Source organism: Acinetobacter sp. 24-47-62 (assembly GCF_056779765.1).
Genome location: NZ_JBWYIN010000005.1, coordinates 1 through 26,972 on the forward strand (window position 1 = coordinate 1; position 26,972 = coordinate 26,972).

A 26,972-nucleotide genomic window follows, 5' to 3' on the forward strand; every position below is an offset into this window, starting at 1 on the left:
GTAAATTTAGATGTTTTCATGCAGAATCTCCTGCTCGTATCTTAAGAGAAAATTCTACTTTTAGATCCTATTATTTTTAGGGGGGATTACCTAAATATTTAACGACTTTATGTAACATTATCACTAAAAACAAGTCTGATTTATTTTAATCAATTTACTCATTAAATCTTCTCACCCTCATTTTCATCGTTGGGTGTCATTTTATCCACATAAACTGTGTACAAGTATTTGCAATAAAAATTGTGATGTGATTTGTCTAAATTTTTAATAGGAGCTGTTGACATTTCATAATGGTAGCGAAATAAAGATACAAACCAAGGCAACAGAATTTTCATAGCTTTACTTTAGCTTTTCATAGCGTGTACCAATTCCTCTATAGTGCTATAATCTAACAAAGGCATTTTCAACTAAATGCCTGATTTTATATAAATACCAATCCATATGGTCATTATTTGAAAAAGTATTGAATTTTTTTGGGGGGATATTGGCTTCCGTCCCCCCGTCTTTTCTATCTGTTCTCTCAAGGATTCAGAGTAATAACCCTTTTATCCGCACATAGAATTTCTGTTCCTCAGATCTAGGCTGTCAACTAATTTCGGTGCTACTTTTACATCATTGGCCGAGCCATCCTCTATCAAAAACTGAACTGGGTTACCATGAGAATCAACTGCTAAATGAATTTTAGAACTGTTTCCACTGATCTTTTTGAAATAGTCTGATCCTTGATTCCAGTAGCATGTTGATGAGCCCTCACATGGCTATCATCAATAAACACCCACTCTAGGTCATCATAAGATGAAACTAACTAAAGTATTTTTAATAATTTATTGTATTTCGACCATCGAGAAAATTTCTTGAATATAGAATTTGGCTTGCCGAAGGCAGCGGGTAAATCCCGCCTTGGGCAGCCTGTACGGATTCAATAAAGAATATCTTTAATACAATTTAGAAGATCTTTTTTGAGATTAATACGAAAATTACGGAAAATAGTTTCTAACTTAGACCAGTATTGGTCAGTCAACATTGTACGAGTCATAGTGAGAAGTAGTTATGGATTGCCGATTAAATTCTATTTTCTCACTATTATCAGCACAGTAAATGACAAAAAATACTATTATTTTGCCTCAAATGAACTAAAGATTGGATCAGAGATTTGCTTAGATTCGCTCAGTTCATTACACCAATAGTCCATAAAAGTTAGCTTAACGAAATAACTATCGAAGATAATTACTTTAATCGCTAAACGAAATAAATTGAACTCCTGTTGGTCTGTTTGATCTAAATAGACCTCTGAATACTCTTCAAAATGTACAATTTTACTTTCTACTATCTGCCATTCTGATACTGCTTGCGGATTGCTTTCAATCAATTTTTGAATAGTAGATTCAGCATACTCCTGACGATCTTCTTTTTCTCGGTTTGGTCTATCCCATGCGCCAATAAAAAACTCTTTCTCAATAGGTGAATCATAACTATCTGGTTTGTAAAAAAACTCTATTTCTTGCACATCGCCATGACTATAGATGTCCTCAGCACTATAACCAAGTGCAACAGGATCAAAAGGTCGTAATAGCCACGCTTGTGATAATTGAATAGACCATTGCTCAGTTTCTAGTTTTTTTAATTCACTCAAATATGTGTATATATTTTTTGGGGGAATTTCTGCCTGCGTATAAGTATCAGAGATCAAATTGAAATGAGGTACACGAAATACATCTGTATAGTTTGTTTGTAAAGGAATATGAACAACTGTGTGTTCTGATAAACCTTTTAAAAATCTGTAATCAATATTAATTACATAACTTTTTTCAGCAGACCAAAATGCATCATAACCCAAATAACGCTTCACTATTTCACGCTGACCGTCTATTTGGTCATTTTTTTCAAAGACATCTTTTAAGTTTTCAGACAGTTGGATATAGACTGCATGATCAGACAATTTTTCGACTAAATATGCTGGAGTAGATAACAGGCATTCTAAACCAAATAGATCAACATATGGCTTACCAAATACAACTCCCCAATACATATCTGGTAGCCAGTGCTTAAGCTGATGTGTATAGGGTGTAATATTACTCCATCCCTCAATAACTCTAGGATCTGGATCTTTATGCCGATTCACATCAATAACGGCTAAATCCCCGTTAAATTGGAGAGTGGTAATCTTAAGATAATTTATTAATTTTTTTTGATCTATTTGTTCAAGCTCAGGACTAATATACTCAGTGCTATGTGTAATTCCATGTCGTGATGGAGAAAACTGTATCTGACAACGCGGTTTTTTTAAACGCTGACATGACAGTTGGTCTGCAGCTCCACCGCGATCATTAGGAATCAAATTTTCTATTGTCTCTGGTGCAAAAGGGATTTTTAAGGGTGACCAAAAACCACATTTTTCTGGCAACATTTCTGGAAAGTAATCACAATAATGCTTTACACGTCTAAAAAAGTCTTTGGGTTCAGTCAACATATTGGGTGTATATATTTGAGCGTGAATTTGACGTTTGAATTTCATTACATAATCTCTCAATATGGATGAACTGTCTGAGTTTTTGAATTAAATCTCTGTATTCGACCGCCATTAGCCATAATATTATCCCTTACTGTTTTAGTTACAACAGTATCCATATTAACAACAAGTTCAATAGGTTTTTTAGTTGCCACATACCCACGTAATTGTTGGGTATCCGAAAGATACTTTACATTTTTAAACTCAACTAATGTATTACCATTGCCAAATGCATCTGGAATAATATTTATCTGTCCATCTCTTTCTGTTTTGACAGTAATCATTTGTCGATCAGTATTACGCTTTACTCCTAACTTGCTTGCAGCGCTTGTTTCAAATTCCTTTCCACTCAACCTATTACGTGTAATAACATCAACTTTATTTTGGTAAACTGTTTGGACATAGGAACGGTCTTTTTTTAATTGATCCAGCTCATTCTTTGCAAGGTTAAGTGAATCTCCTTTACCCGGTTTTAAGTCAGTTCCAACAAGTAAATCTAATGCCGCTAAAGCACGATCAAATGGAGAAGTGCTTCTACCGAATACTGTCAATAAATCATCGGCAATGCCTATTAGTTCATCTGCACTTTGTTCTTTTAAAGATTTTACAAGATCACTTTTTGTATACTGTAGACCTTTCTTTCTTGCAGCATTGAACTCGTCCAATGTCTTAACTAACACTTTACCCGTAGTAGTCGCTAATTTAACTAAAGAATTATTTTGAATCGCAGTATCAGCACTATTTGCAGCTGTATTTACATCATATCCTGCATATGCAGCTACAGTACCAGAAACTAGTTTACCTATATTTCGAATCTTTAGTTTTTCATTGTCCGTATATTCAATGCCATTAGCAGGATCAGGCATTAACCCTGCAACTATTTCACCTACACCCGCCCCGATTGCCCCAGCCTCACAACTTGCTTTTGTTGCAGCTGCTGCCGCACAACCTACTGCAGCATGAGCAATTTTATGAATTGTGTATTCAAAAGCACTAGGATCAACTTTATCTAGACTTGTACCAATTTGACTTGCTAGCTCTCCCTGTAATGCCCCTGCTAAACCAGCTAATAAAGCAGCCTGTAAATTATCTTCGAGATTTCCACCTTTGATAGCAGTTTGTACTAAAGTGGAGCCAACAGAAGTAGCAAAGTTATTCATTAAGCGATCGGGAAAATAAGCACTATCAGGCTTAAGATTTAAAGCTGTACTTACTTGGCTCAACAAACCTGCTGTTACAATACTTGTGGCTAGACCTCTTACCGACTCTTTACTGCCCAACTCATTTAAAGTCTTAGCAATATCTCCACCATTATTAATCAGGCTAACACTCGCTTGTGTTGCTAAAGTTGTAATTGCTGCCTGACTCATCGCTACAGCAGATCCCCCCAAAGTAGATGCTGTCCCCCCTAATGCCCCTACTGCTGAAGCTCCAGCGCCTGCAGTCGCTGCTACCACAATAATTGCAATGATTGCGGCGCCAGCTCCTGTCAAACCTTGCTGCTTATAATTCCAATTCTCCTGAGCAAGTTTTACTGCTTCCCAATTCACATCTTTACGAGCAATAAGACCTTTCAGATATTCATTACCAGGTTGATTGGATAGCTTGATCACTTCAGCACGAACATCATTATTCTGACCAGTAATCACTGGAACTTGTACAGTCAGTCCACCTTTCGCAATAAACGTTGGTGCAACTGGCCCATTAAAACTTGGAAGTTTTGCAGTTTCCGTAATCGAACCCTTATCTTGCATAGACTGCCAAACAACACTGTTACTTTCTTTTTTCAAAGTTTCTGCGACGGTTTTGGAAGCTCCTTCCAGAGTAATATTTCCACCCGCTTCAATATTTGCCCCCTCCAAATAGTTAAATACTGTTCCTTTGAGGCGAGTATCAAATCCAGATTTAGTTCCTATATAGTTGGCATTTAATTCTGAAGGTAATTCTGATTTTACATTTCGCGTCTTTGTGGTATGTGAGTTATTCAGTTTGACACCAAGAAATGAGCTTTTCTTAGTAATATCTGTTGTACTAAGTGTTACATCATCAGCAGTTAAGAAGTTTAGATCCCCTCCAGCCTGGATATTAATTTTTCCATCAATAGCATTTAGTTGACTAGAATACATATCAATACTCGTGCGATTCTGCCATCCTCCAAATGTTCTATTTCATTCTATTCATGACCTCAGGCATACTGCGGTCATGAATACACTGCCTGACTTAAGCCAACTGCCCCATGAACAACTGCTGGAATTCACCAGACAGTTGGCGATGCAGCATCAGTCTCTAGCACAATCAAACCAGCAATTAGATGCCAAAGTTCAGCAACTTGAAGTATCCAATCAGCAATTAGATTCTAAAGTTAAATCTCTCTCTATTCTCAATCAAAAATACGAGCATGAACTTGCGCAGTTTAAACGGCATAAGTTCGCCAAGAAGAATGAACACTTAACTGCCAAACAAATCCATCTGTGGGATGAAGCGGTCGAAGAAGATATTGCCGCTGTTGATCTGGAATTAGAACGATTAAATGCAGGTAAAACTGATGCATCCGCGCAGAAAGCCACAGCAAACATACCTAAACGTCGACCACTGCCAGATCACCTGCCAACCCTCCGTATTGAGCACGAACCTGCCTCAACGCAATGCAGCTGTGGCTGTACATTGCGTCGTATCGGCGAAGATATCAGTGAAAAACTGAATTTCAGGCCGGCACAGTTCTATAAGGAACAACATATCCGTGGTAAATGGGTCTGTGATCAGTGTGACATCCTGACTCAACAAGCGATGCCTGCCCATGTCATTGATAAAGGCATTGCCAGTGCAGAATTGCTGAGTCATGTGCTGGTGTCGAAATATGCTGATCATTTACCCTTGTACCGTCAGCGCCAGATTTTTCTACGTGCGGGAATTGATTTATCCAGATCCACTCTGTCAGATTGGGTTGGTCGCTGTGGGGTTGAACTTAAACCCCTGGCAGATGCCTTAAAACATGTAGTGTTGCAACAACAGGTGATGCATGCGGATGAAACGCCAGTAACGGTGATGCAGATCGGTGAGAAAAAGCCGAAAAAGGGTTATGTCTGGGCCTATGCCACCACACAGAATAATCCAGTTCAGGCGGTGATCTATGACTTTCAGGATAGCCGTTCTGGCCAGCATGCTGAAGCCTTCCTGAAAGGCTGGCAGGGTTATCTGGTCTGTGATGATTACAGTGGTTATAAAGCACGCTTTAAATCTGGCCAGATCATTGAAGTGGGCTGCATGGCACATGCACGTCGTAAATTTCATGAACTGCATGTGACCGGGAAAAGTCAGATCGCTGAACAGGCATTAGTGCTGATTCAGAAATTATATGCGATAGAAGCAGAATTAAGAAAAAAGACGGATGGTACAGCGGAAGACCGCTGCGAATACCGACAACAGCATAGTCAACCGGTCATGCAACAACTATATGAATGGCTCAACCAACATCAGCTGACGGTGCCATCGAGTTCTCCAACCCGCCCGGGCGATCAACTACAGCCTAAAACGCTGGCAGGCACTCTGCCGCTATCTGGATGATGGTAATTTACCTATAGACAACAACTGGATCGAAAATCAGATGCGTCCCTGGGCCTTGGGGCGTAAGAACTGGCTGTTTGCTGGCTCGCTGCGCAGTGGTCAGCGAGCGGCGAACATCATGACGCTGATTCAGTCAGCAAAGCTGAATGGGCTTGATCCGTATGCCTATTTAAGTAATGTGCTAAAAAGGCTGCCGACACATAAAGTGACCCAAACAGAAGAATTACTTCCACACCGCTGGAAACCCAACTCAAATTAAAAAATAGCTATGGGGCTCAGCGGACGCTTACTTAGATCGTTTACGGATGAGCCATGCTTATAGTGTTACTTTTGATAATGGTAAGGAATTTGCCGAACACAAAAGAATCACTGATGCCGGCATAGATACGTATTTTGCTGATCCTTACAAGTCTATTCAACGAGCAAGGAATGAAAATACGAATGGTTTAATCCGGCAATATCTGCCAAAATCATCATCGTTTGATGACGTGTCAAACGAACAAATAGAGCAGATAGAATTTGCACTCAACCATCGTCCTAGAAAAACACTAGGTTGGTATACGCCTAGTGAAGTTATGGCTGGTTTTTATACTGTTGCACTTGCCGCTTGAATCCGCCAATATTAATGGAATGACTTTAAATTCACTTTTATAACTAAGCAAAGCCACAATTAATCAGAAATTATGATAAGATCAGCTTTCTTAAAAAATGTGTTTTTTATAAAGATGAATTGCTTAGGTAATTTTTACTGTCTTTAGCACATTTTATTATTTTTTCTTTTTTTTTAATTCACATCCTATTTTGAACAGATTTTTAATCGCTCAATTTAGGATTGTATTTGCTTATCTTTATAATGCTTATATTTCAAATCCTAAATTGTGACACTCAAAATTGGAGAGGTAATTAAGAACTCAAAACTAATGGAGATAGCAATGGATCGAATTGCAATTATTGGTGCTGGCCCAAGTGGCATGGCCCAATTAAGAGCGTTTCAGTCAGCAAAGGCCAAAGGTCTACAAGTTCCTGAAATTGTATGTTTCGAAAAACAAAATGATTGGGGCGGGCTATGGAACTATACTTGGCGCACTGGTATAGATGAACATGGGGAACCTGTCCACGGCAGTATGTACCGCTATTTATGGTCAAATGGCCCCAAAGAAGCGCTAGAATTTGCCGATTATACTTTTGATGAACATTTCAAAAAACCAATCGCTTCATATCCGCCACGTGCAGTACTGTGGGATTACATCAAAGGCCGTGCAGAAAAAGCACAGGTCAAAGATTTAGTCCGTTTCAATAGTGCCGTTCAGCATATTGCCTATGATGAAACAACGCAAAAATTCACGGTAGATGTCGAAGATTATGCACAACAACAGCACTATTCAGAACAATTTGATTATGTTGTCGTTGCATCTGGACACTTCTCTACCCCACGTGTTCCTGTTTATGAAGGCTTTGATCAATTCCATGGTCGCATTTTGCACGCACACGACTTCCGTGATGCGCTGGAATTTAAAGGTAAGTCTGTGTTATTGGTTGGCAGCAGCTACTCTGCCGAAGACATTGGTTCACAATGTTATAAATACGGTGCTAAGCAAATTTACAGTTGCTATCGCAGTAAAGCCATGGGTTTTAAATGGCCTAAAAACTGGTCTGAAAAGCCACAATTACTGCGTGTAGATGAAAATACTGCTTATTTTGGTGATGGAACATCTGCCAAAATTGATGCCATTATTTTATGCACAGGCTATTTGCACCACTTCCCATTTATTGAAGATAACCTACGCCTCAGAACACATAACTGCCTTTATCCGCAGGGTTTATATCAGGGTGTGGTGTGGGAAAAGAATCCTCGCTTGTTCTACTTGGGCATGCAAGATCAATGGTACACCTTCAATATGTTCGATGCGCAAGCATGGTTTGTCCGTGATGTGATTTTGGGCAAAATTACTTTACCAAGCACGGCAGAAATGCAGAGCCATACGCAGACCTTACATGAAAAAGAGCAGCGCCTATTGAACGATGAACAATCTGCCCGCTTCCAAGGCGATTACATCAAACGCCTGATTGCGCAGACGGACTATCCATCATTCAATATTGATGCAGTGCATGATATTTTCATGCAATGGAAAAAGCATAAAAAAGAAAACATTATGGGCTTTAGAGATAAAGTCTATCGCTCAGTAATGACTGGAAAAATGGCTAAGCCACATCACACGCTATGGTTATATGCGCTAGATGATTCTTTAGAAAGCTATTTGGAAGATGAAGCGCAGCGTGAAGCGATGTAAGGCTTAATCACAAAAAGCCACACAATACGCAGCAAAATAGCCAACAAGCCCCATAAGTTATGGTCATGGGGTTTGTTGTTTGGTCTGCCACCACTCTCCGAGACAAATAAGGCCGTACAGCCTTTACGACGTAACAACCCTGATGAACATGAACCTCTCGAAGCAAAGAAAGAAATCCTTTGCCTTAAAGCACCGAACGTTTCAATTGCTTCGGTCGCTTTGCAACATGGATTGAATACAAATCTTGTATCCAAATGGATTCGCTTAATTGATGGTAAGCCAGGGAATGATCGCTCACCACTACCGAATAAACCTGCATTTATTGCCTTATCTTGCTCTGCACCATTAGATCCTACTCCTACTGACATGTTAACGGTTCAAATTACTTTACCCCACTCAAAAGCAGAAATTGGCTTGAAATGGCAAGTATCAGAAATATCTGCTTTAGCAGAATTACTCAAGGCACTTGCAACATGATCCATATCGATGAAATCTGGCTCTCTACCCAGCCGATGGACATGCGTGCAGGGATGGATACTGTCATGGCTCAGGTGCTGAGAGCCTTTGGCTCGATTAAACCGCATTGCGCCTACCTGTTCTGTAATAAGCGTGGCCATCGCATGAAAGTGCTGGTGCATGATGGATTGGGCATCTGGCTGTGTGCCCGGCGGCTGGAACAGGGAAAATTCCACTGGGCTAAAGTTCACCAGGGTGAAAACGTAGCCCTCAGCCCAGAGCAGTTGCAGGCACTGATCCAGGGTTTACCCTGGCAGAGAATTGGACGACAGCAGGTGGTGACGATGCTCTAAACCAGGCTCGTACATTCTGCTATTCTCCAAACGTTCTATTTCATTCTCTTCATGACCTCAGGCATACTGCGGTCATGAAAACGCTGCCTGATTTAAACCAACTGACCCATGAGCTACTGCTGGAATTTACCCGGCAATTAGCGATGCAGCATCAGTCTTTGGCACAATCAAATCAGCAATTAGATGCCAAAGTTCAACATCTGGAAGTCACCAATCAACAATTAGATGGCAAAGTTCAACATCTGGAAGCATGCAACCAACATCTCTCTATTCTCACTCAAAAATACGAGCATGAACTGGCGCTGTTTAAACAGCACAAATTCGGCAATAAAAATGAACATCTCACCGCAAAACAAATCCATCTCTGGGATGAGGCGGTTGAAGAAGATATCGCAGCGGTTGATCTGGAACTGGAACGGCTGAATGCAGATAAAACCGATGCAGCTGCACAGAAAGCCCCAGCCAACAAACCTAAACGCCGACTGCTGCCAGATAATCTACACACCATCCGTATTGAGCATGAACCTGCATCAACCCAATGCAGCTGTGGCTGCACCTTGCGTCGTATCGGTGAAGATGTCAGCGAGAAACTGAATTTCAGACCGGCACAGTTCTATAAGGAACAGCATGTGCGTGGCAAATGGGTCTGTGATGAGTGTGACACCCTGACTCAGCAAGCGATGCCCGCCTATGTGATTGATAAAGGCATTGCTTCACCTGAATTGCTTAGCCATGTACTGGTATCGAAATATGCCGATCATTTACCGCTGTACCGTCAACGTCAAATCTTTCTACGCGCAGGTGTTGATCTGTCCAGATCAACCTTATCTGACTGGATTGGCCGCTGCGGTGTGGAGCTGGAACCTCTGACCAATGCCTTAAAACAGCTTGTGCTGCAACAACAGGTGATTCATGCAGATGAAACACCTGTCACCATCATGCGGATGGGTGAGAATGAGAAAAAACCGAAGAAAGGTTATGTTTGGGCCTATGTCACGACACAGTACAATCCAATTCAGGCGGTGATCTATGACTTTCAGGATAGTCGTTCAGGTCAACATGCTGAAGAGTTCCTGAAAGACTGGCAGGGTCATCTGGTCTGTGATGATTACAGTGGTTATAAAGCACGCTTTAAATCAGGCCGGGTCATTGAAGTGGGCTGCATTGCACATGCACGTCGTAAATTCCATGAGCTACATGTGACCGGGAAAAGTCAGATCGCTGAACAGGCTTTGTTCTTGATTCAGAAACTGTATGCTATAGAAGCAGAACTCAGGAAAAAGATTGATGGTACGGCAGAACAACGCCGGGAATACCGACAACAGTATAGTCAACCAGTGATGCAACAACTGTATGAATGGCTTAACCAACATTATCTGACGGTGCCGTCGAGTTCTCCAATCGCCAAGGCTATTCATTATACGCTGAAGCGTTGGCCAGCCTTAAGCCGCTATCTGGATGATGGTAATTTGCCTATAGATAATAACTGGATTGAAAATCAGATGCGCCCCTGGGCGTTGGGACGTAAGAACTGGCTGTTTGCGGGCTCGCTGCGTAGTGGTCAACGAGCTGCCAATATCATGACTTTAATCCAGTCAGCAAAGCTGAATGGACTGGATCCGTATGCTTATTTAAGTGATGTGCTGAAAAGGTTACCGACACATAAAGTGACTCAAATAGAAGAATTACTGCCACACTGCTGGAAACCTGAACCGAATTAAAAAATAGCGATGGGGTTTAGCGGACGCTTACGAAAGTTTGACACAGGCTAGGAGTTTAAGATCACTCTATGAAGGGCATACTCATTTCTATATCTGTCTAATAAAGTATTAATAAAGATTAATGCATCTACATTTTGATGTGGGGCATATTGAGTGGTAAGCACATAGACAAAAAATAAGCCACTGTAAAAACAGGGGCTTATTTGAATATTTGGCGGAGATGGCGGAAACTGAATTCGCTTGCTACATTTAAGCTTACTGATCAGTCCACAGTCTTATACATTAACTTATCTAAATAATCAGACCATGCTTGCATCATAACCGTACGTTCTTCTAAGTATTTTGTACGGTTGTATGCTCTTCCATGCATATCACGAACCTGATGAGCAAGTTGCTGTTCAATCCGTTCGATAGGAAACTTTAATACTTCATCTAATAGAGTTCTGGCAGTCGCTCTAAAGCCATGACCTGTCGTTTCACCATTTTCAAAACCATATTGCTTTAATCGTTTGTTAATAGTTGACTCGCTAATTGTTTTAGACTGATCTCGCATCGATACAAAGCAATACTCCGTATAACCTGTTATCTGGTGCAATTCTTTGAACAAGGTCATAACTTGATCTGACAAAGGAACAATATGCTGTAATGCCGTTTGATTCTTAGTCTTTGGAGGGGTGTATTTCCAAACTCGATTTTCAAAATCGATGTCTGCCCACTTCGCTCCTCTTAATTCTCCTGGACGCACAAAAACATGAGGTAATATTTTCACGGCATAATCTATCGCGATATCACCACGGCCAACACTATTATTAATATTCCTCAATAACTGTCCTAGCTTTTGCTCATCTGTGATCGCTGATCTATGCTTGGTTTTACCAACTTTTAAGATCCCACTAATTTGATCTGCCACGTTAAATTGACACAAGCCTAAAGCAATCGCATAACGGAAGACTTGGGATGCTTTGCTTCTCATGCGCTTTGCTGAATCTGTCTTACCCTGCTTTTCGTAAATACGACAAACTTCTAAAATTTGTGATGGAGTAATACTATCTATTGGATAATCCCCAATTGCAGAATACAACTTACCCCAAACAAATTGATTCCGTCGTTGAGTACTAGGCTCTAACTCCTCTGTCTCTCTATATTCATCTGCGATTAAAGCGAAAGTATTTTGGCCTAATTTAGCTTTTTCTTCATTTTTCTTCACATCCGCTGGATCTATATTTTGGGCGAGTAATTCTCGACATTCAGTTCTTTTTGCTCGTGCCTTTAGCAACGATACCTCTGGGTATGTTCCAAAAGAAATGCTATTACGTTTTTTAGTGATAGGGCGAGCATAGTCCCACCTCCAATATGAGTTACCATTCTTATCAATGATAAAAAACAATCCTTTACCATCGGCTAGTTTGATTTGAATATTGGTTGATAACTTTTTATGTGCATTTACAGCTGAACGAATCTGTGTATCTGTCAGATTTACAATTATTTTTGGCATTTTTACGGTAAGCCTTTGCAATAATTTTGAAATTACCGCAAAAATTACCGCAAAAAACTTAAATAACCTAAAACATGCTCGGACTGTATCGGACAAGATAAAGACATAAGTTGTTTATTTTTAATGATTTTCGTATTTATTCGGATGAAGTAAAACAGTGAAATGGTGCGCTCAGCGGGACTCGAACCCACGCCACAGGCTTCGGAGACCTGTACTCTATCCAGTTGAGCTATGAGCGCATTTTAGGAAGTGCGCACATCATAACAAAAAAAACTCTAAGGTAAAGCAACTATATATCTTTCGAATTTTTAGTGCTCATGCTTTATACAGTGTTTCAACATCAAAACAGAGAATTCTGATTACAAAGCTTGGTTTATTTTTCAAGATCACTCACAATATCTCAACTTTTCACCATTCGAGATATTCATGACTGATGCATTGACCTTAAGGGATTTGTCGAAGACCTATCGAAATGGTTTTCAAGCATTAAAAGGAATCAACTTAGATGTTCCAGAAGGCGAATTTTATGCTCTTCTAGGCCCTAATGGTGCAGGTAAATCAACCACTATTGGCATCATCAGCTCTCTTACAAAAAAAACTGCAGGAACGGTCGAGATTTTTGGTCATAATCTCGATACACATCCTTCACAAGCTAAACAATGCTTGGGTGTAGTCCCCCAAGAATTTAACTTTGCGCAATTTGAAAAGACTTTCGATATTTTAGTCACTCAGGCAGGTTATTACGGCATTCCCAAAAAAGTTGCTGAAGCTCGTGCAGAGGAGTACCTGACCAAATTAGGTTTATGGGAAAAACGCTCTACTCAAGCCCGTATGCTATCTGGGGGAATGAAACGCCGCCTCATGATTGCCCGAGCAATGATGCATGATCCAAAACTCTTAATTCTCGATGAACCGACTGCTGGTGTAGATATTGAACTACGTCGCTCGATGTGGGACTTCTTAACAGAAATGAATCAGAAAGGTACATCAATCATTCTCACAACACATTATTTAGAAGAAGCAGAAGTACTGTGTCGCAAAATTGCAATTATTGATCGTGGCGTCATTAAAGAAGACACCACCATGAAGAACTTCTTAAATCAATTAAATGAAGAATCTTTCATTTTTGACTTGGCTGAACCTATAGAACCGATTCAACTCGACATTATTGGTGTGAAATTTAATTTGGTTGATCCGGTGACCCTAGAAATTACGCTTGATAAAGCACACAGCATGAATGATCTTTTCCAACTTCTAGAATCACAGAATATTCAAGTTCGAAGTATGCGTAATAAATCAAATCGTTTAGAAGAGTTATTCGTCAAAATGGTCGAAAAGAATCTTGATGGAGCTGCGCAATGAATTTTAACCAACTCGCCGTAGCTTTATATACGATTATCCATAAGGAAATTCGTAGATTTATGCGCATCTGGCCACAAACATTGTTACCGCCAGCAATTACCATGTCACTGTATTTTGTGATTTTTGGAAATCTAGTCGGTTCAAGAATTGGGGAAATGGGTGGCTTTACCTACATGCAGTTCATTGTACCTGGTCTAATTATGATGGCTGTCATTACTAATAGTTATGCCAACGTTTCATCAAGTTTTTTTAGTTCTAAATTTCAAAAAAGTATTGAAGAACTGATCATGAGTCCTGTGCCATTACATGCTGTACTTTGGGGTTATGTGCTTGGTGGTGTTGCTCGAGGCTTATTGGTTGCCATCATTGTGACTGCGATGAGTTTATTTTTTACTGACTTATATATTACCAACTGGTTCGTCACAATTTATACCGTCCTGATTACGTCACTACTGTTTGCATTAGGTGGATTCATTAATGCGGTCTATGCAAAGTCATTTGATGATATTTCGATTATTCCCACTTTTGTTTTAACACCGTTGACCTATTTAGGTGGGGTGTTCTATGCAATTTCTGCATTAAGCCCATTTTGGCAAAATCTATCTTTAATTAATCCTGTCGTATATATGGTCAATGCATTCCGTTATGGAATTCTTGGCCATAGCGATGTAAATGTATCTATTTCTTTATTAGTAATCACAGCGTGTTGCGCCGTGCTATATGCGGTCGCTTATCACTTACTCTCCCGTGGTTCAGGAATGCGTGAATAATGAGCGTTGAACAATCTCTTTTAGGCAAAGACACCAACTATCCAACTGAATATCAACCTGAGGTGCTATTTCCAATTGCTCGCGCAGAAGCACGAGCGAAGTACGCACATGTAGACGGTATTCAACAAGGAATTGATTGGTGGCATATTTTTGAAATTTCTTGGTTGAATCTGTCAGGGATTCCTCAAGTTGCGATTGGTCGAATGCATCTTCCTGCTTCATCACCCAATCTCATTGAGTCAAAATCTCTTAAGCTATATTTCAATAGTCTGAATTTTGCTCAATTTGAATCTCAAAATCAGTTTATTGAGACAGTCGAGCGTGATCTTTCTAAAGCAGCCAATGCAGAGGTCAGACTTGAATTATTCGATGTTGATCAGTTGAATATTGCTCAGCCTGAAGGAATATGCATCGACCATTATGAGCCTGAACGTCTTGAAAACCACCCTGATGCGAGCTTACTTAAACTCGATGCAGCGTCTTCCGAAGAAATCGTTGAAATTCAATTATATTCGCATTTATTAAGAAGTAACTGCCCAGTCACAGGACAGCCTGATTGGGGCACAGTTTTTTTAAGATATCGTGGCAAAAAACCTTGTTATCGTTCAATTTTAGCTTATATTATCTCCTATCGTCAGCATAATGGCTTTCACGAACAATGCGTTGAACAAATCTACGCAGACATTTGGGAAAACTTTAATCCTGAAAAGTTGATGGTATATGCGACTTATACACGCCGTGGTGGTTTAGACATTAACCCTTGTCGTGTATCGGACTTTGCATGGATGCCGAGCCCAATTCGATTGGCGCGACAATAAATTGAAGAATAGTTGAGGTTATACGATGTCATATTTTGGTTTTATTCCATCTGAATCTTTGTTAAAGAACATTCAAACTGGAATTGAGAAAAAAAATTCAAACGAACCACTTTACCCTTTGCGTGATCAAACTGCACTCGCTATTAATGATGAAATTATCGATGCAATTTTAGTTGAACTTGTACGTCGTTTCCCTACAAGTGACAAACGAGAAACAGCTGAAAAACTTGCTGGTTATATTAAATCAACAGTATCGGTACTACTTAAACAGTTATTGGGTAAAGCACCAAATGACGTCGTGAGACAATCGATTGAATTCTCCGAAAAGAGTTTATTCAAAGATCCAGAGGGTAATTATCGTGTCGGCGCTCCATTACCTGCCGACCTAGTGACAAACTTAAAAAATAGCTTTGCAGAAGTACGTGCAGGCAATGATGTCAATCGTGCAGTTCTGTCTGAACAATACAAACAATTCGGTGAAGCTGCAGTTCGTCACTTTATGAATGATTTTAACAAGACTTTAGATTTGGGTATGATTAAACGTAAGGCGTCTGATATCGCTTCTTCAGCGGTCATCAAAGCAGTTCATATTGCGATCGATAAGCTCATTCCTAACTTTACTAAAGAAGAATTGTTAGCTGCAGCTGAATATCATGACACGCTATTTATTCAAGAATAAATTAGACTAATCAAAAACCTAGCGTCTGCTAGGTTTTTTTATGTTTTAAAAATAGTTCATCAATATTGAATAAATAAAAGACATAATTCATCCATTTTTACACTTTTTATGTAGGTTTTTGTGAATCCATCACGACCTAATGTTATCTTAATAAACATTGCGATTAATCAAATGATGTTGAACTTTTAATCCTTATCAACACTTATACCTTTGCATCTACCACCGATAATAATTGGATCTTCTGCTGTTATGTTATTTGAAAATTTTAATGTTAAATTACAACGTATTGGTTTAGCACTCAGTGCGTTTATGATCACAAGTTTTGTTCAAGCCAATGACTTCGCTCAACATCCTCAATATGAAAATTTTAAACTAAAAACGATGCAGACCTATGGTTTGAGTGCTGAGCAAGTTGACTGGGCCATGAATGGATCAAAAAACCTACCAAATATTATCAACATTATGAATCGCCCAGGAGAAAGCAAGCCTTGGTACGAATATAAAAAGAATTTTTTAGCAGAAAGTACAATTCAACGTGGTGTGCGTTTTAAAAATCAATATGCAGACACTTTAAATCGAGCAGAACAGCAGTTCGGTGTTCCCCAGTCCATCATTCTCGGTATTCTCGGCGTAGAAACAGGTTTTGGGGCAAATAAAGGCTCATTCATCACACGTGATGCCCTAGCCACTTTAGGGTTTGGATATGAACGACGTGCACAATACTTTCAAGACGAATTAAGCGCTTTGATTGCATGGTCTTATAAGGACGGCATTCCAGCTAATTCAGTCGTTGGCTCTTATGCTGGTGCTGTGGGCTATCCTCAATTTATGCCAAGCAATATTCCGAAATTTGGTGTGGATTATGACGGTAATGGTCATATCGATCTCAGAAACTCTGCTGTAGATGCAATTGGTTCTATTGCAAATTATCTTGCTCAACATGGTTGGCAACGAGATCAACCGATTGCTTTTGCCGCACGCTACCAAGGAAATAATGCGGATGCCATCATAGCCAAAGACTTAACACAACCTACCCCATATGGTGCATTAAAAGTTCAAGGCATTAGCCCACTCAATCCCATTGTTAAAATAGATGACTTAGACATGGTCAATGTGATTCAACTACAAGAAAATTATGGACCAGCTTATTACCTTACATATCCTAATTTTCAAGTCATTACGACCTATAACCGTAGTCGAATGTATGCAACAGCACTGTGGCTTTTAGGGACTGAAATCGCGAGTAGATAAAGATAAATCTACTTGTTTTCACAAAAGTCAATAAATATTTTTGTGATTAAGTTCACTATTTGTACATTTTACATATTTTGTTACATTATTGATTAATTATTAACCATATTTTGTGATAATTTGTCGTTTTTGTAACTAAAGTGAAAATAAAGCTAGACACTTTTGTATCAGGATGAATATCATCCACTACCGTTAAATGCAGTTGCATAAGTAAATTTACAGACCATTTAATTTAATTATCAGAAACTTAGATAATTAAATTAGGGTTCCAAGGAGTTAAACGATGCATGCTTCGCTGAAAATGTTATCAATATTAGGTATAAGTTTAGCTTTGTCTCAAACTCATGCCGAACTGGTTCAATCATCTTATCTAAATAATGATGTTGACCAATCAAGTCTTGCTTCACGTGTGATTAGCAAAGACTCTACAAGTTTCAATTCGCACTTCTCGAATTTAAACAGTTTAGCAATTACTGAAAGTTCAGGTGATAAAATTCGTCGTGAAACAATCGCAGCGAAAATTCAAGTACCTGTTGAAGAGCCTTCAGTGATTGACAAACTTAATAATGTTGCTTCAAACACTGTTCGTCGTTTTAGCCAAACTGGTGTTGCTTCTTGGTACGGTCGTCAATTTCATGGTCGTAAAACTGCAAGTGGCGAGACGTTTGATATGAATGCACTTACTGCAGCGCATCGTAGCTTACCGCTTAATTGCTATATTCGTGTAACAAATAAATCAAATGGTAAAAGCGTCGTTGTTAAAGTAAATGATCGCGGCCCATTTCATGGTAATCGTGTTGTAGATTTATCTTACGGTGCTGCGAAATCTCTTGGTATTACCAATGCTGGTACTGCGCGTGTCAGCATCGAACGTGTGGATGGTCCAAATTCTTAGGTCCTCATGATTCAGCGAAGCATTTAACGACAAGCCACTCATTGAGTGGCTTTATTATTTTTAATTTTTTTTTGATGTGACCAATATACAAAAAAGAATCTTGATTTATCATCTTATGTCATACTGTCGTTTATAGAATAAATAAAATTCAAATAATCAGCGAAGGAAATAGGATGAAGACAATTACAGAATGGTTAGATGAATATAGTGATAGCCATCAAAATCCAACCAATAAAACATTACACTGGATTTGCGTACCCACGATTCTATTCTCGATCATTGGCATACTCGCTCATTTCAGCGCATTACTGACTACCCTTTTACTGGTGTTAACACTTATTTTTTATGCAAGGTTAGATCTTGTACTCGCGGTTGCAATGGCAGCGTTATTATTGGTCATGTTTTGGCTTATTATTATTCTTCCATTCGGGAAAGGATTCTATATTGCTCTATTCGTTTTGGCTTGGATAGGTCAATTTTACGGGCACAAAATTGAAGGGAAAAAGCCATCTTTCTTTAAAGACCTCCAATTCCTTCTGATTGGCCCTCTATGGTGTATGGATGCCTACCTAGATAAGATACTACCCAATTGGAAATCACGCCAAATCAGCGCTTAAATTAGCAAATACAGCATGGGTTAAATTAGAATTTAATTTAGCCCGATGTTCATGCTCTAATTAAGTAATTTATGAGATAGAAAAACAGTAAAGTAAAAACTAAATTACTGATAACTTTTTGACTTATTAGCGCAAGCAGTACACAAAATATTGCTGCCCATAAATAGTGATTACTCGTCATAACCCTTAATTCTGCTGCTTCATAAAACACAATCGGTACACATATTGCAGTCAACAAACATGGCGCAGAATATTTCAACATCTTTTTCAAAATTCTAGGAAGTGGCACATTTACCCTTGGCTCCAAGAATAAATATCGATTAATAAAGATCATGATCGACAACCCCAGCAAAAGCGTCCAGCTCATTTTTAATCCCCTTCTGTTGTTTGCCATTTTTCAACTATCACACTGGCAAACATTCCACATAGACCAGAAATAATTAACGCTGCATTTACTTGGTAAGCTTCTAAAATTAAAGAAAAAATTATGGTAATCACAACACCAACAAGTATTGTAAGATTTTTTATCATTGACACTATAATTAATATAAGCAGTGCAACGACTGAGAAATCAAGATGCAAATTTGATAAATTAGGAATGAAGTGAGCAAGCACAATCCCAAATAAACTAAATATCAGCCAAAAAATATAAAAACAAAGTCCTGCTCCAAATAAATATGCGAATGAGCGTTGTGATTTATTTTTTACTCCAACCGCAAATAATTCATCCGTCAGCAGAAAGCCAAATACAATACGTTTAAATAGTGGAAATTTACTAACATCATTTCGAAAATTAAGCGCGTAAATTAAATGCTGACTCGTCAGAAAAAATATCGTCAGATAGATTGTCATCAGCGATGCCTGACCCGAAACCAATCCTAAACTCACTAATTGTGCAGCACCAGCAAACATAAACAATGACATTGCAAAAGCTTGTATCGCATTCAATCCAGTCTGTATCGCCAAAGAGCCAGCCAATACTCCCCATGGCATGACTGCAATTGCCAACGGCATAATACCCAGCATACCATGTATAAAATTCTTTTTTGTATCACTCATCTTTTTCATCAATACATCTGAATCTGATTCACTTATCGATTATTATCATCTGATGAGTAATGATTGATCTTGAATAATATTGCGGCGCGAATTTAAGGAAAATTAATAGTTCAAAAGATATTGTCTAGGCGTTACACCTATTGCACTTTTAAAATGTCGATTTAAATGACTCTGATCAGAAAATCCAGTGAGTTGTGCAACCTCAGTTATTCGCACCCCCTGCTTAAGCAATTGTTTGGCTTTTTGAATTCTTCTTTGAACAAGCCAACTATGTGGAGGTAATCCCGTATGTTTTTTAAATTCACGTAATAAATGCCATGGGCTTGTATCTACATATGCAGACAACTCGTGTAGAGAATAATCATGCTCAGGAAAACTACTCATAAGTTCTTTTATTAGTTCAACTTTTTTTCTCATTTCTGGTGTGTTGATTGGACTCAATTTCGCCCGCCCATAGCAATAGATCAATCTGGCCAATGTCGTCAAATAGAGGCTTTCTTTAAGCAAAGTATCCTCGCCCTGCTCAAATAAATCGAATAAAAATACTAGTTGCCTCGCCAAACCCAAATCATGAATCACTGCATCCGAGAACCATGGGACTGCATTCTTGGTTGTAAAAAAATCTCGACTCAGATCTAATATCATTTCAGGTGTTGGGTAAATTGCTCGATATTTCCAACCAGTTTCCACAGCGGATGAACCAGTATGTATTTCATCAGCATTCACCAGAATAATATCGCCTTTAGGTGCGATATGAAGCTTTCCAGAGCGGTAAAAACTTTGTGCCCCATCTTCAATGACACCAATACAATAGCCCTCATGAGCATGTTTTGAAAATTGCTTACGTTGAAATTGAGCTTTTAATAATTCCAATCCGCCCAATTCTTTGAAATGAAGATAATTAGCAGACTCTTGCATCTTTTTTCTGGATATTACGCCTATAAAATTGCATAAAAACTATCACGCCTGCATTTTAAATCTAGAATGAAATTGCTCATCTCATATATTTATTTTTATAAAAATTATTGATAACTTCGACCCTGATGCTTTAACCAACCATCAATATGCCGTTTTTGAGGATCATGGTGAGTCCAATGAATTACACCACCCTTGTCGGTATATTCATATTCACCATAGAACTCGACGATATCCCCTTTTTGAATATTCTCAACACGTGGTGCCAAGTCTATATTATGAGCTACCAAAACTGTCTGACCATGATTAAGTTTTAAAATAAATTTCTGATGCCTAGATCCTTCATTATCATCTTTTAATATTGCAACAACTTCTCCAGAAGCCCTAACTTGCACATCACTGATCTTTTTTTGAAAAAGTGTCGCTATTTTTGCGGCATCATCATTATCCGCAGAGGATAGTTCTCGTTGGTTAGCATCATTATAGTGAGTACTTGCATCTGTAGGATTTAGTGCGTGCTCATTACTCTGTTTTAAATCCTGTTTTAAATCGACACCGAAATATGCTGCGACCAACACTGCAATTAACGCAACAATACTCATTTTTGATTTCTGAGACATATTGATCTCTAAGTTATATTTTTATTTCATCCTAAAGTTTATATCATTTAGACTCATCAAAAAAAAGAAAAAGCCCTTAAAGGGCTTTTTCTTTTTCAAAATAATTGAATCAATTATTTTGCAGCAGCTTGAGCAGCAGCAACTTCTTCAGCGAAAGAAAGTTCAGCTTTTTTCTCAATACCTTCACCCACTTCGAAACGTACGAATTGAGCAACAGTTGTACCTGTAGATTTAAGAACATCAGCAACTTTCTTGTCGTTGTCGATAACGTACATTTGACGCTCAAGAACAACTTCATTTAAGTATTTTTCAACTGAACCAGTTACCATTTTTTCAACGATATTCGCTGGTTTACCAGATTCAATTGCTTTTGCTTCAGCAATTTCTTTCTCTTTAGCGATTAACTCAGCAGAAACACCTTCAGCATTTACAGCAACTGGGTTGAACGCAGCAACGTGCATTGCAATACCTTTACCAGTAGCAGCATCACCAGCAAATGAAACTACAACACCGATTTTTAAACCGTGTTTGTAAACTGCAAGGTTTTCACCTTCAACGATTTGAGCACGACGAACTTGAATGTTTTCACCGATTTTTTGAACAAGCGCAATACGAGCTTCTTCTACAGTTGCACCATCTTCAAGTTTCAATTCAGCAATTTGAGCAGCATCAGTTACATTCGCAGCAAGCGCAGCAGCAGCAACTTTCGCAGAGAAACCAGCAAAGTTTTCGTCTTTAGCAACGAAGTCAGTTTGACAGTTTACTTCTAAAAGAATTGCTTTATTGCCTTCTTGAGCAATTGTAATCGCGCCATCAGCAGCAATGTTACCTGCTTTTTTAGCAGCTTTTGCTTGACCAGATTTACGAAGGTTGTCGATCGCTAACTCGATATCGCCACCAGCTTCTGTCAACGCTTTTTTACATTCCATCATTGCTAGACCAGTACGATCACGCAACTCTTTAACCATGCTTGCAGTAATAGCAGTCATGTTATTCTCCTAAATTCGGTCGAGATATGTATCTGTTAACAAAAACGGCCCAAATTAATCATCTGGGCCGTTTTGCTTGATTGATGCTTAAGATGCCACGATTACGTGTCGCAAAAATGACAAATCCGCATCAAATCGCATTAAGCCTCAGGAGCTTCTTTAGCAGCTTCTTCGCCTTTAGCTTGCGCATTAGCTTGAGTTTGAGCGTATTCTTTACCAGCAATAATCGCATCAGCCATCGCAGTAGCGTAAAGAGTTACAGCACGGATCGCATCATCGTTACCAGGAATAACGAAATCAACATTATCTGGGTTAGAGTTAGTATCAACGATACCGATTACTGGAATACCAAGGTTCTTAGCTTCTTTGATTGCAATCGCTTCGTGGTCAACGTCGATGATGAACAATGCGTCAGGTAAACCACCCATGTTCTTAACACCGCCAAGAGCACGTTCAAGTTTTTCCATTTCACGAGTACGCTCTAAAGCTTCACGTTTAGTAAGCTTAGCGAAAGTACCGTCAGTAGACTGAGTTTGAAGATCTTTAAGACGGTTGATTGATTGACGAAGAGTTTTCCAGTTCGTCAACATACCACCTAACCAACGGTGATCCACATAAGGTTGACCAGCACGTTGAGCTTGTTCACGGATGATGTTAGAAGCAGCACGTTTAGTACCAACGAACAATACTTTGTTCTTTTTGCTTGCTAGGTTGTTAACAAAGTTCAATGCATCATTTAACGCAGGAACAGTGTGCTCAAGGTTGATGATGTGAATTTTGTTACGCGCACCAAAAATGTATTGACGCATTTTTGGGTTCCAGAAGCGAGTTTGGTGACCGAAGTGCGCACCTGCTTGAAGAAGGTCGCGCATGCTTACGTTGTAATCTGCCATTTTCTTTACCTTAAAAGTTTGGGTTAGGCCTCCATATGTCCGCATTCTCCACCCTTACGGGCACCCAGAGTAATGTGTCGACATATGTGCGGATTTTATTAACCAACATATCATCCGATTAAGTGAATCTATTCACGAAAAGCATTTGATAAATTGGGCGGCTATTTATACCATAGTCACACACAAATTTCCAAAAGTTTTTAAAGATCATGAACAGTACTTATGAAGCACCACGTCGTTTAATTAAATCTGCTGAAGATATCGAAAAGATGCGTGTGGCGGGACGACTAGCGGCAGAAGTTTTGGATATGATCAAACCGCATATCAAGCCTGGTGTGAGTACACTAGAATTGGATACGATTTGTCATGATTATATTGTGAATAAACAAGATGCCATTCCTGCTTGCCTAGGCTATGGTGCTGCACCTGGTCGTCCTGCATTCCAGCATACGATTTGCACATCAGTAAACCATGTGGTTTGCCACGGTATTCCCTCTGAAAACAAAATCTTAAAGAAAGGTGATATCTTGAATATTGATGTCACTGTGATTAAAGATGGATTTCATGGTGATACCAACATGATGTACATTGTAGGTGGCGAGACTTCTATTCTTGCAGATCGCTTATGCAAAGTTGCACAAGAAGCAATGTATCGTGGTATTGCTACGGTAAAACCTGGTTCGACGATCGGTGATATTGGTCATGCGATTCAAAAATATGTTGAGTCAGAGCGTTTCAGTGTCGTTCGTGAATATTGTGGTCATGGTATTGGAACTGTTTTCCATGATGAACCTCAAGTGCTTCATTACGGTCAACCAAATTCAGGCATGGTTTTAGAAGAAGGTATGACATTTACAATTGAACCAATGGTCAATGCTGGTGTATGGCAAACTAAACTTCTTGGTGATAAATGGACAGTTGTAACGAAAGATCATAAATTATCTGCGCAATATGAACATACTGTTTTAGTCACTAAAACAGGTGTCGAGGTATTAACTGCTCGCCCTGAAGAGGATTTATCCCGATTTCAATAATTTTAGTTAATTAATAAAGTTAAAAAAGTCAGACCAATTTAAATTGATCTGACTTTTTATTTTGCTAAGTCACTCAATAAGAAATAAATTCACAAACAAACCTAACAAATGTTGGATTTTTAAGATTTAAATTCATGATTTTTAAAAATTTTTTATCACAAAAATGAGTAAAAACGCTTTTCAAACTGATTCATTTTATGTTTATATAACGCTTAAAGAATGTAAAACAACAACTAGCAACAAAATCGGACAGGGAGTCCAAAATGACGAAAAAAGCATTCTGGTGCATGGTCGTACCTATTGTTTTTGCATCTACAACTATTTATGCAGAATCATCATTTTTTAATCTGGATGAAACTGAAGGGTTTAAACGATATTCAATTTCAGTCGGACCATTACATGTTATGCCTCAAGGTAAAGCCAAGGCACCTAAAATTCGTACAGCAGTAAAAAATGGTGAAGTTGCAAAAAATGGTGATATTACACTTTCTACAGTTTTTGAGAACTTAGATCCTGATAAACAAAAAGAAAATCAAAGTATGCAAGCGCTTTTGAAGATCGTTGATGCTTTTAGTGATACTTATCCAGCCAGTCAAAGTGGAACTTCAACTGTAAGCGGCATTGAAAGTTGGAGTATGGATGGCTCTGGAATGACTGCAGATGATGTCACAACACTTGGCATCATGATCAATTACCATTTCAACGATAAGATCTCATTCGAGAGTAAAGCTGGGTTCCCCCCAAAAGTAGATATTCAAGGTAAAGGTAAGATTACAGCACCATTTACAGCCGAAGCAAATTCAACACTTTTAGGTATACCTTTACCAACAATCTATCTTAAGAATGATCTGCCAATTACAGATCTTGAAAGTCATGGAAATTCTATTGCGACAGCACGTGCATGGACTCCAATGTGGGAATTGCAGTACCATTTTGGACAGACTGGGATCAATAAATTTAGACCCTATGTTGGGCTTGGACTTATGGTCGCATACTTCAATGAATTAGAATTGAATCCAAGCCTTGAAAAAGACTTAATTGATTCAGGTCACATGATTGCCAATATGAAAAATGGACGCGGTGGCGATGCATTAATTAAAGGTAAAAAAAGTACAGCAAATCCCAAGGTTAAACTTGAGTCCGAATTGAGTTTTGCGCCAATAGCCACGCTTGGGTTTACTTACGACTTCAATCAGAACTGGTTTGCAGTTGCATCTATTAGTTATGCACATCTAACAGGTAAAACCACAATTGAAGTCAACGATGATAAACTCGGAACATTATTTTCATCGGAAGTTGATTTAGAAGTAAATCCTATCATTGGTTATGCTGGTGTAGGCTATCGCTTCTAAAACACTTGAGGCATATTGAAGCCACACCCCAATATGCCCAACCCATCACAAATAAAGAAACAATAAGACAATTAATATACATTTTAAAATCCAACTTATATCATATTTTTCAATAATTTAACAATTGTAAATTAGGATAATAAATTTGATTTCAAGTGAACAAACTGCTTTGCATTTAGATGATTTAATGAATATAAAATGAACTAAAAATTGGACATGGAGTCCTTCAAACAATGAAGAAGTTTTTAGTTCCTACATTATTCGCAAGTTCATTCTTATCTACTCTGAGTTATGCGGAGTCAGGATATTTTAGCCTTTCTGATGAGGGGTTTAAGCGCTTTTCAATTTCAGTGGGTGCATTACACGTAATGCCGCAAGGTAAGGCCCAACCTTTTAATGTAAAAACAGTCATAAATGACAATTATGAATCAAAAGTTGGGGATATTAATGCTTCCACGGTAATCGATAACCTTGACCCAGATCGTAAACCAAATTATTTAGTAGAAGGTATTGTTAAATTAATTTCTGCTTTTCAAGGCAATGTCTCAGGGGCTATTAGTGGAAAATCCTATATTAATGGATTAGCTGAATGGGATAATCCGAATACGGGCTTGGAGGCTGATAAAGTTACAACAGTTGGCATCATGAGCAGTTATCACTTTACAGATAATTTGTCTGTGGAAATAAAAGGTGGAATTCCACCTAAAGTGGATATCAAAGGTATTGGAAATATTAAAGCCCCCTTCTCAGCTACTGCAGCACCCTTAGGTGGAATTGCGGGGAACTTAGACCTCAAAAATAATATTCATATTACTAATCTAGAACAATCTTCAAAAGCTGCTGAAGCTAGAGCATGGACCCCTGCTTTTGAATTACAATATCGTTTTGGTGAAACCGGAATTAATAAATTCCGCCCTTACGTTGGCGTTGGATTAATGTACGCTTATTTTAATGAGCTAAAAATGGATCCAAGTATTGAAAAAGATTTAGTCGCCGCTGGGCATATGATCCAAAATATTATTAATCAAAATGCTGGTGCAGCACTCGATAAGAAAGATACCAATGGAAAAATGAAAGTTAATTTAGAAGCAACTGATGTTTTTGCACCTATAGCTACAGTTGGATTCACCTACGACTTTAATGATACATGGTATGCAGTAGCATCTATTAGTTACGCCCACTTGCAGAATGAAACGAAGATCACAGTCGTCAATGAAAATACTGGACAAGAGTTAATCAACTCAAAAGCTGATATCGAGATTAACCCGATATTGGGCTATGCTGGGGTTGGCATGCGTTTCTAAAGCATAGAGTAAGAAAAGAGGCAAT

The 26,972-nt window shown here is 38.8% G+C and carries 22 protein-coding genes, 1 tRNA gene and 4 pseudogenes; 16 read left to right on the forward strand and 11 right to left on the reverse strand.

Annotated elements, in window-relative coordinates; translation table 11 throughout:
• Positions 1-339: 339 nt before the first annotated feature.
• From AC1M87_RS05010 to AC1M87_RS05020, 3 genes and pseudogenes are all read right to left on the reverse strand, one after another.
• A pseudogene (locus tag AC1M87_RS05010) lies at positions 340-1,036 on the reverse strand (IS5 family transposase).
• A gap of 78 nt (positions 1,037-1,114) precedes the next feature.
• Positions 1,115-2,515: a hypothetical protein gene (locus AC1M87_RS05015; protein WP_481593112.1), complete on the reverse strand. Its 1,401-nt coding sequence runs from the start codon at positions 2,513-2,515 to the stop codon at positions 1,115-1,117.
• 11 nt (positions 2,516-2,526) lie between these two features.
• Positions 2,527-4,644: pseudogene (locus tag AC1M87_RS05020) on the reverse strand (DUF637 domain-containing protein); the annotation flags it as partial.
• 67 nt (positions 4,645-4,711) lie between these two features.
• Here AC1M87_RS05020 and tnpC (AC1M87_RS05025) point away from each other — a divergent pair.
• The 6 genes and pseudogenes from tnpC (AC1M87_RS05025) (at position 4,712) to tnpC (AC1M87_RS05050) (ending at position 10,894) form a co-directional block, all read left to right on the forward strand.
• Positions 4,712-6,332: pseudogene (gene tnpC, locus AC1M87_RS05025) on the forward strand (IS66 family transposase).
• 31 nt (positions 6,333-6,363) lie between these two features.
• Positions 6,364-6,684, forward strand: a pseudogene (locus AC1M87_RS05030) (IS30 family transposase); the annotation flags it as partial.
• 321 nt (positions 6,685-7,005) lie between these two features.
• A complete protein-coding gene (locus AC1M87_RS05035; RefSeq protein ID WP_481593113.1) occupies positions 7,006-8,364 on the forward strand; it encodes an NAD(P)-binding domain-containing protein in 1,359 nt (452 codons plus the stop codon).
• Between the two features lie 72 nt (positions 8,365-8,436).
• Positions 8,437-8,841, forward strand: a complete 405-nt coding sequence (locus tag AC1M87_RS05040; RefSeq protein ID WP_227523651.1) for an IS66 family insertion sequence element accessory protein TnpB — start codon at positions 8,437-8,439, stop codon at positions 8,839-8,841.
• On the forward strand, positions 8,838-9,173 hold the full coding sequence (gene tnpB, locus AC1M87_RS05045; RefSeq protein ID WP_481593114.1) for an IS66 family insertion sequence element accessory protein TnpB: 336 nt from the start codon (positions 8,838-8,840) through the stop codon (positions 9,171-9,173). The genes AC1M87_RS05040 and tnpB overlap by 4 nt, the downstream gene beginning before the upstream one ends.
• Positions 9,174-9,247: 74 nt before the next feature.
• Positions 9,248-10,894, forward strand: a complete 1,647-nt coding sequence (gene tnpC / locus AC1M87_RS05050) for an IS66 family transposase (protein WP_481593115.1) — start codon at positions 9,248-9,250, stop codon at positions 10,892-10,894.
• Between the two features lie 262 nt (positions 10,895-11,156).
• On the opposite strand, the gene AC1M87_RS05055 is transcribed toward tnpC (AC1M87_RS05050), so the two are convergent.
• Positions 11,157-12,389, reverse strand: a complete 1,233-nt coding sequence (locus AC1M87_RS05055; RefSeq protein WP_481593203.1) for a tyrosine-type recombinase/integrase — start codon at positions 12,387-12,389, stop codon at positions 11,157-11,159.
• Between the two features lie 163 nt (positions 12,390-12,552).
• Positions 12,553-12,628, reverse strand: a tRNA-Arg gene (locus tag AC1M87_RS05060).
• A 187-nt stretch (positions 12,629-12,815) separates the two neighbouring features.
• Between AC1M87_RS05060 and AC1M87_RS05065 the strand changes: the two genes are divergently transcribed.
• The 7 genes from AC1M87_RS05065 (at position 12,816) to AC1M87_RS05095 (ending at position 18,781) form a co-directional block, all read left to right on the forward strand.
• Positions 12,816-13,751 carry an ABC transporter ATP-binding protein gene (locus AC1M87_RS05065; protein ID WP_481593116.1) on the forward strand — a complete coding sequence of 312 codons (936 nt, stop codon included), beginning with the start codon at positions 12,816-12,818 and terminating at the stop codon, positions 13,749-13,751.
• Positions 13,748-14,521, forward strand: a complete 774-nt coding sequence (locus tag AC1M87_RS05070; protein ID WP_092766033.1) for an ABC transporter permease — start codon at positions 13,748-13,750, stop codon at positions 14,519-14,521. The genes AC1M87_RS05065 and AC1M87_RS05070 overlap by 4 nt, the downstream gene beginning before the upstream one ends.
• A complete protein-coding gene (queF, locus tag AC1M87_RS05075) occupies positions 14,521-15,339 on the forward strand; it encodes an NADPH-dependent 7-cyano-7-deazaguanine reductase QueF (RefSeq protein WP_481593117.1) in 819 nt (272 codons plus the stop codon). The genes AC1M87_RS05070 and queF overlap by 1 nt, the downstream gene beginning before the upstream one ends.
• Positions 15,340-15,364: 25 nt before the next feature.
• Positions 15,365-16,018 (forward strand): hypothetical protein, encoded by a 654-nt coding sequence (locus tag AC1M87_RS05080; protein ID WP_481593118.1) that lies wholly within the window; start codon positions 15,365-15,367, stop codon positions 16,016-16,018.
• A gap of 309 nt (positions 16,019-16,327) precedes the next feature.
• Positions 16,328-17,269 carry a lytic murein transglycosylase B gene (gene mltB, locus AC1M87_RS05085; protein WP_481593204.1) on the forward strand — a complete coding sequence of 314 codons (942 nt, stop codon included), beginning with the start codon at positions 16,328-16,330 and terminating at the stop codon, positions 17,267-17,269.
• 283 nt (positions 17,270-17,552) lie between these two features.
• On the forward strand, positions 17,553-18,164 hold the full coding sequence (locus tag AC1M87_RS05090) for a septal ring lytic transglycosylase RlpA family protein (RefSeq protein ID WP_035265690.1): 612 nt from the start codon (positions 17,553-17,555) through the stop codon (positions 18,162-18,164).
• A 173-nt stretch (positions 18,165-18,337) separates the two neighbouring features.
• Positions 18,338-18,781, forward strand: coding sequence for an Mpo1 family 2-hydroxy fatty acid dioxygenase (locus AC1M87_RS05095; protein WP_481593119.1), 444 nt, complete (start codon positions 18,338-18,340; stop codon positions 18,779-18,781).
• Between the two features lie 49 nt (positions 18,782-18,830).
• Here the strand turns inward: AC1M87_RS05095 and AC1M87_RS05100 are convergent, their stop codons facing one another.
• The 6 genes from AC1M87_RS05100 to rpsB form a co-directional block, all read right to left on the reverse strand.
• Positions 18,831-19,148, reverse strand: coding sequence for an AzlD domain-containing protein (locus AC1M87_RS05100; protein WP_481593120.1), 318 nt, complete (start codon positions 19,146-19,148; stop codon positions 18,831-18,833).
• Between the two features lie 2 nt (positions 19,149-19,150).
• On the reverse strand, positions 19,151-19,840 hold the full coding sequence (locus AC1M87_RS05105) for an AzlC family ABC transporter permease (RefSeq protein WP_481593121.1): 690 nt from the start codon (positions 19,838-19,840) through the stop codon (positions 19,151-19,153).
• A gap of 102 nt (positions 19,841-19,942) precedes the next feature.
• Positions 19,943-20,758, reverse strand: a complete 816-nt coding sequence (locus AC1M87_RS05110) for an AraC family transcriptional regulator (RefSeq protein WP_481593122.1) — start codon at positions 20,756-20,758, stop codon at positions 19,943-19,945.
• A gap of 104 nt (positions 20,759-20,862) precedes the next feature.
• Positions 20,863-21,375 carry a DUF3465 domain-containing protein gene (locus tag AC1M87_RS05115; protein WP_481593123.1) on the reverse strand — a complete coding sequence of 171 codons (513 nt, stop codon included), beginning with the start codon at positions 21,373-21,375 and terminating at the stop codon, positions 20,863-20,865.
• Positions 21,376-21,488: 113 nt separating this feature from the next.
• The gene (gene tsf, locus AC1M87_RS05120; RefSeq protein ID WP_035265686.1) at positions 21,489-22,364 is read right to left on the reverse strand and encodes a translation elongation factor Ts; all 876 of its coding nucleotides are present in this window, start codon (positions 22,362-22,364) and stop codon (positions 21,489-21,491) included.
• Positions 22,365-22,504: 140 nt separating this feature from the next.
• Positions 22,505-23,257: a 30S ribosomal protein S2 gene (rpsB, locus tag AC1M87_RS05125; protein ID WP_035265684.1), complete on the reverse strand. Its 753-nt coding sequence runs from the start codon at positions 23,255-23,257 to the stop codon at positions 22,505-22,507.
• A 209-nt stretch (positions 23,258-23,466) separates the two neighbouring features.
• On the opposite strand from rpsB, the gene map reads away from it, so the two are divergent.
• From map to AC1M87_RS05140, 3 genes are all read left to right on the forward strand, one after another.
• Positions 23,467-24,291 carry a type I methionyl aminopeptidase gene (gene map, locus AC1M87_RS05130; RefSeq protein ID WP_035265682.1) on the forward strand — a complete coding sequence of 275 codons (825 nt, stop codon included), beginning with the start codon at positions 23,467-23,469 and terminating at the stop codon, positions 24,289-24,291.
• 263 nt (positions 24,292-24,554) lie between these two features.
• Positions 24,555-25,643: an OmpW/AlkL family protein gene (locus tag AC1M87_RS05135; RefSeq protein WP_481593124.1), complete on the forward strand. Its 1,089-nt coding sequence runs from the start codon at positions 24,555-24,557 to the stop codon at positions 25,641-25,643.
• Positions 25,644-25,876: 233 nt separating this feature from the next.
• Positions 25,877-26,947, forward strand: a complete 1,071-nt coding sequence (locus tag AC1M87_RS05140; protein ID WP_481593125.1) for an OmpW/AlkL family protein — start codon at positions 25,877-25,879, stop codon at positions 26,945-26,947.
• Positions 26,948-26,972: the final 25 nt, after the last annotated feature.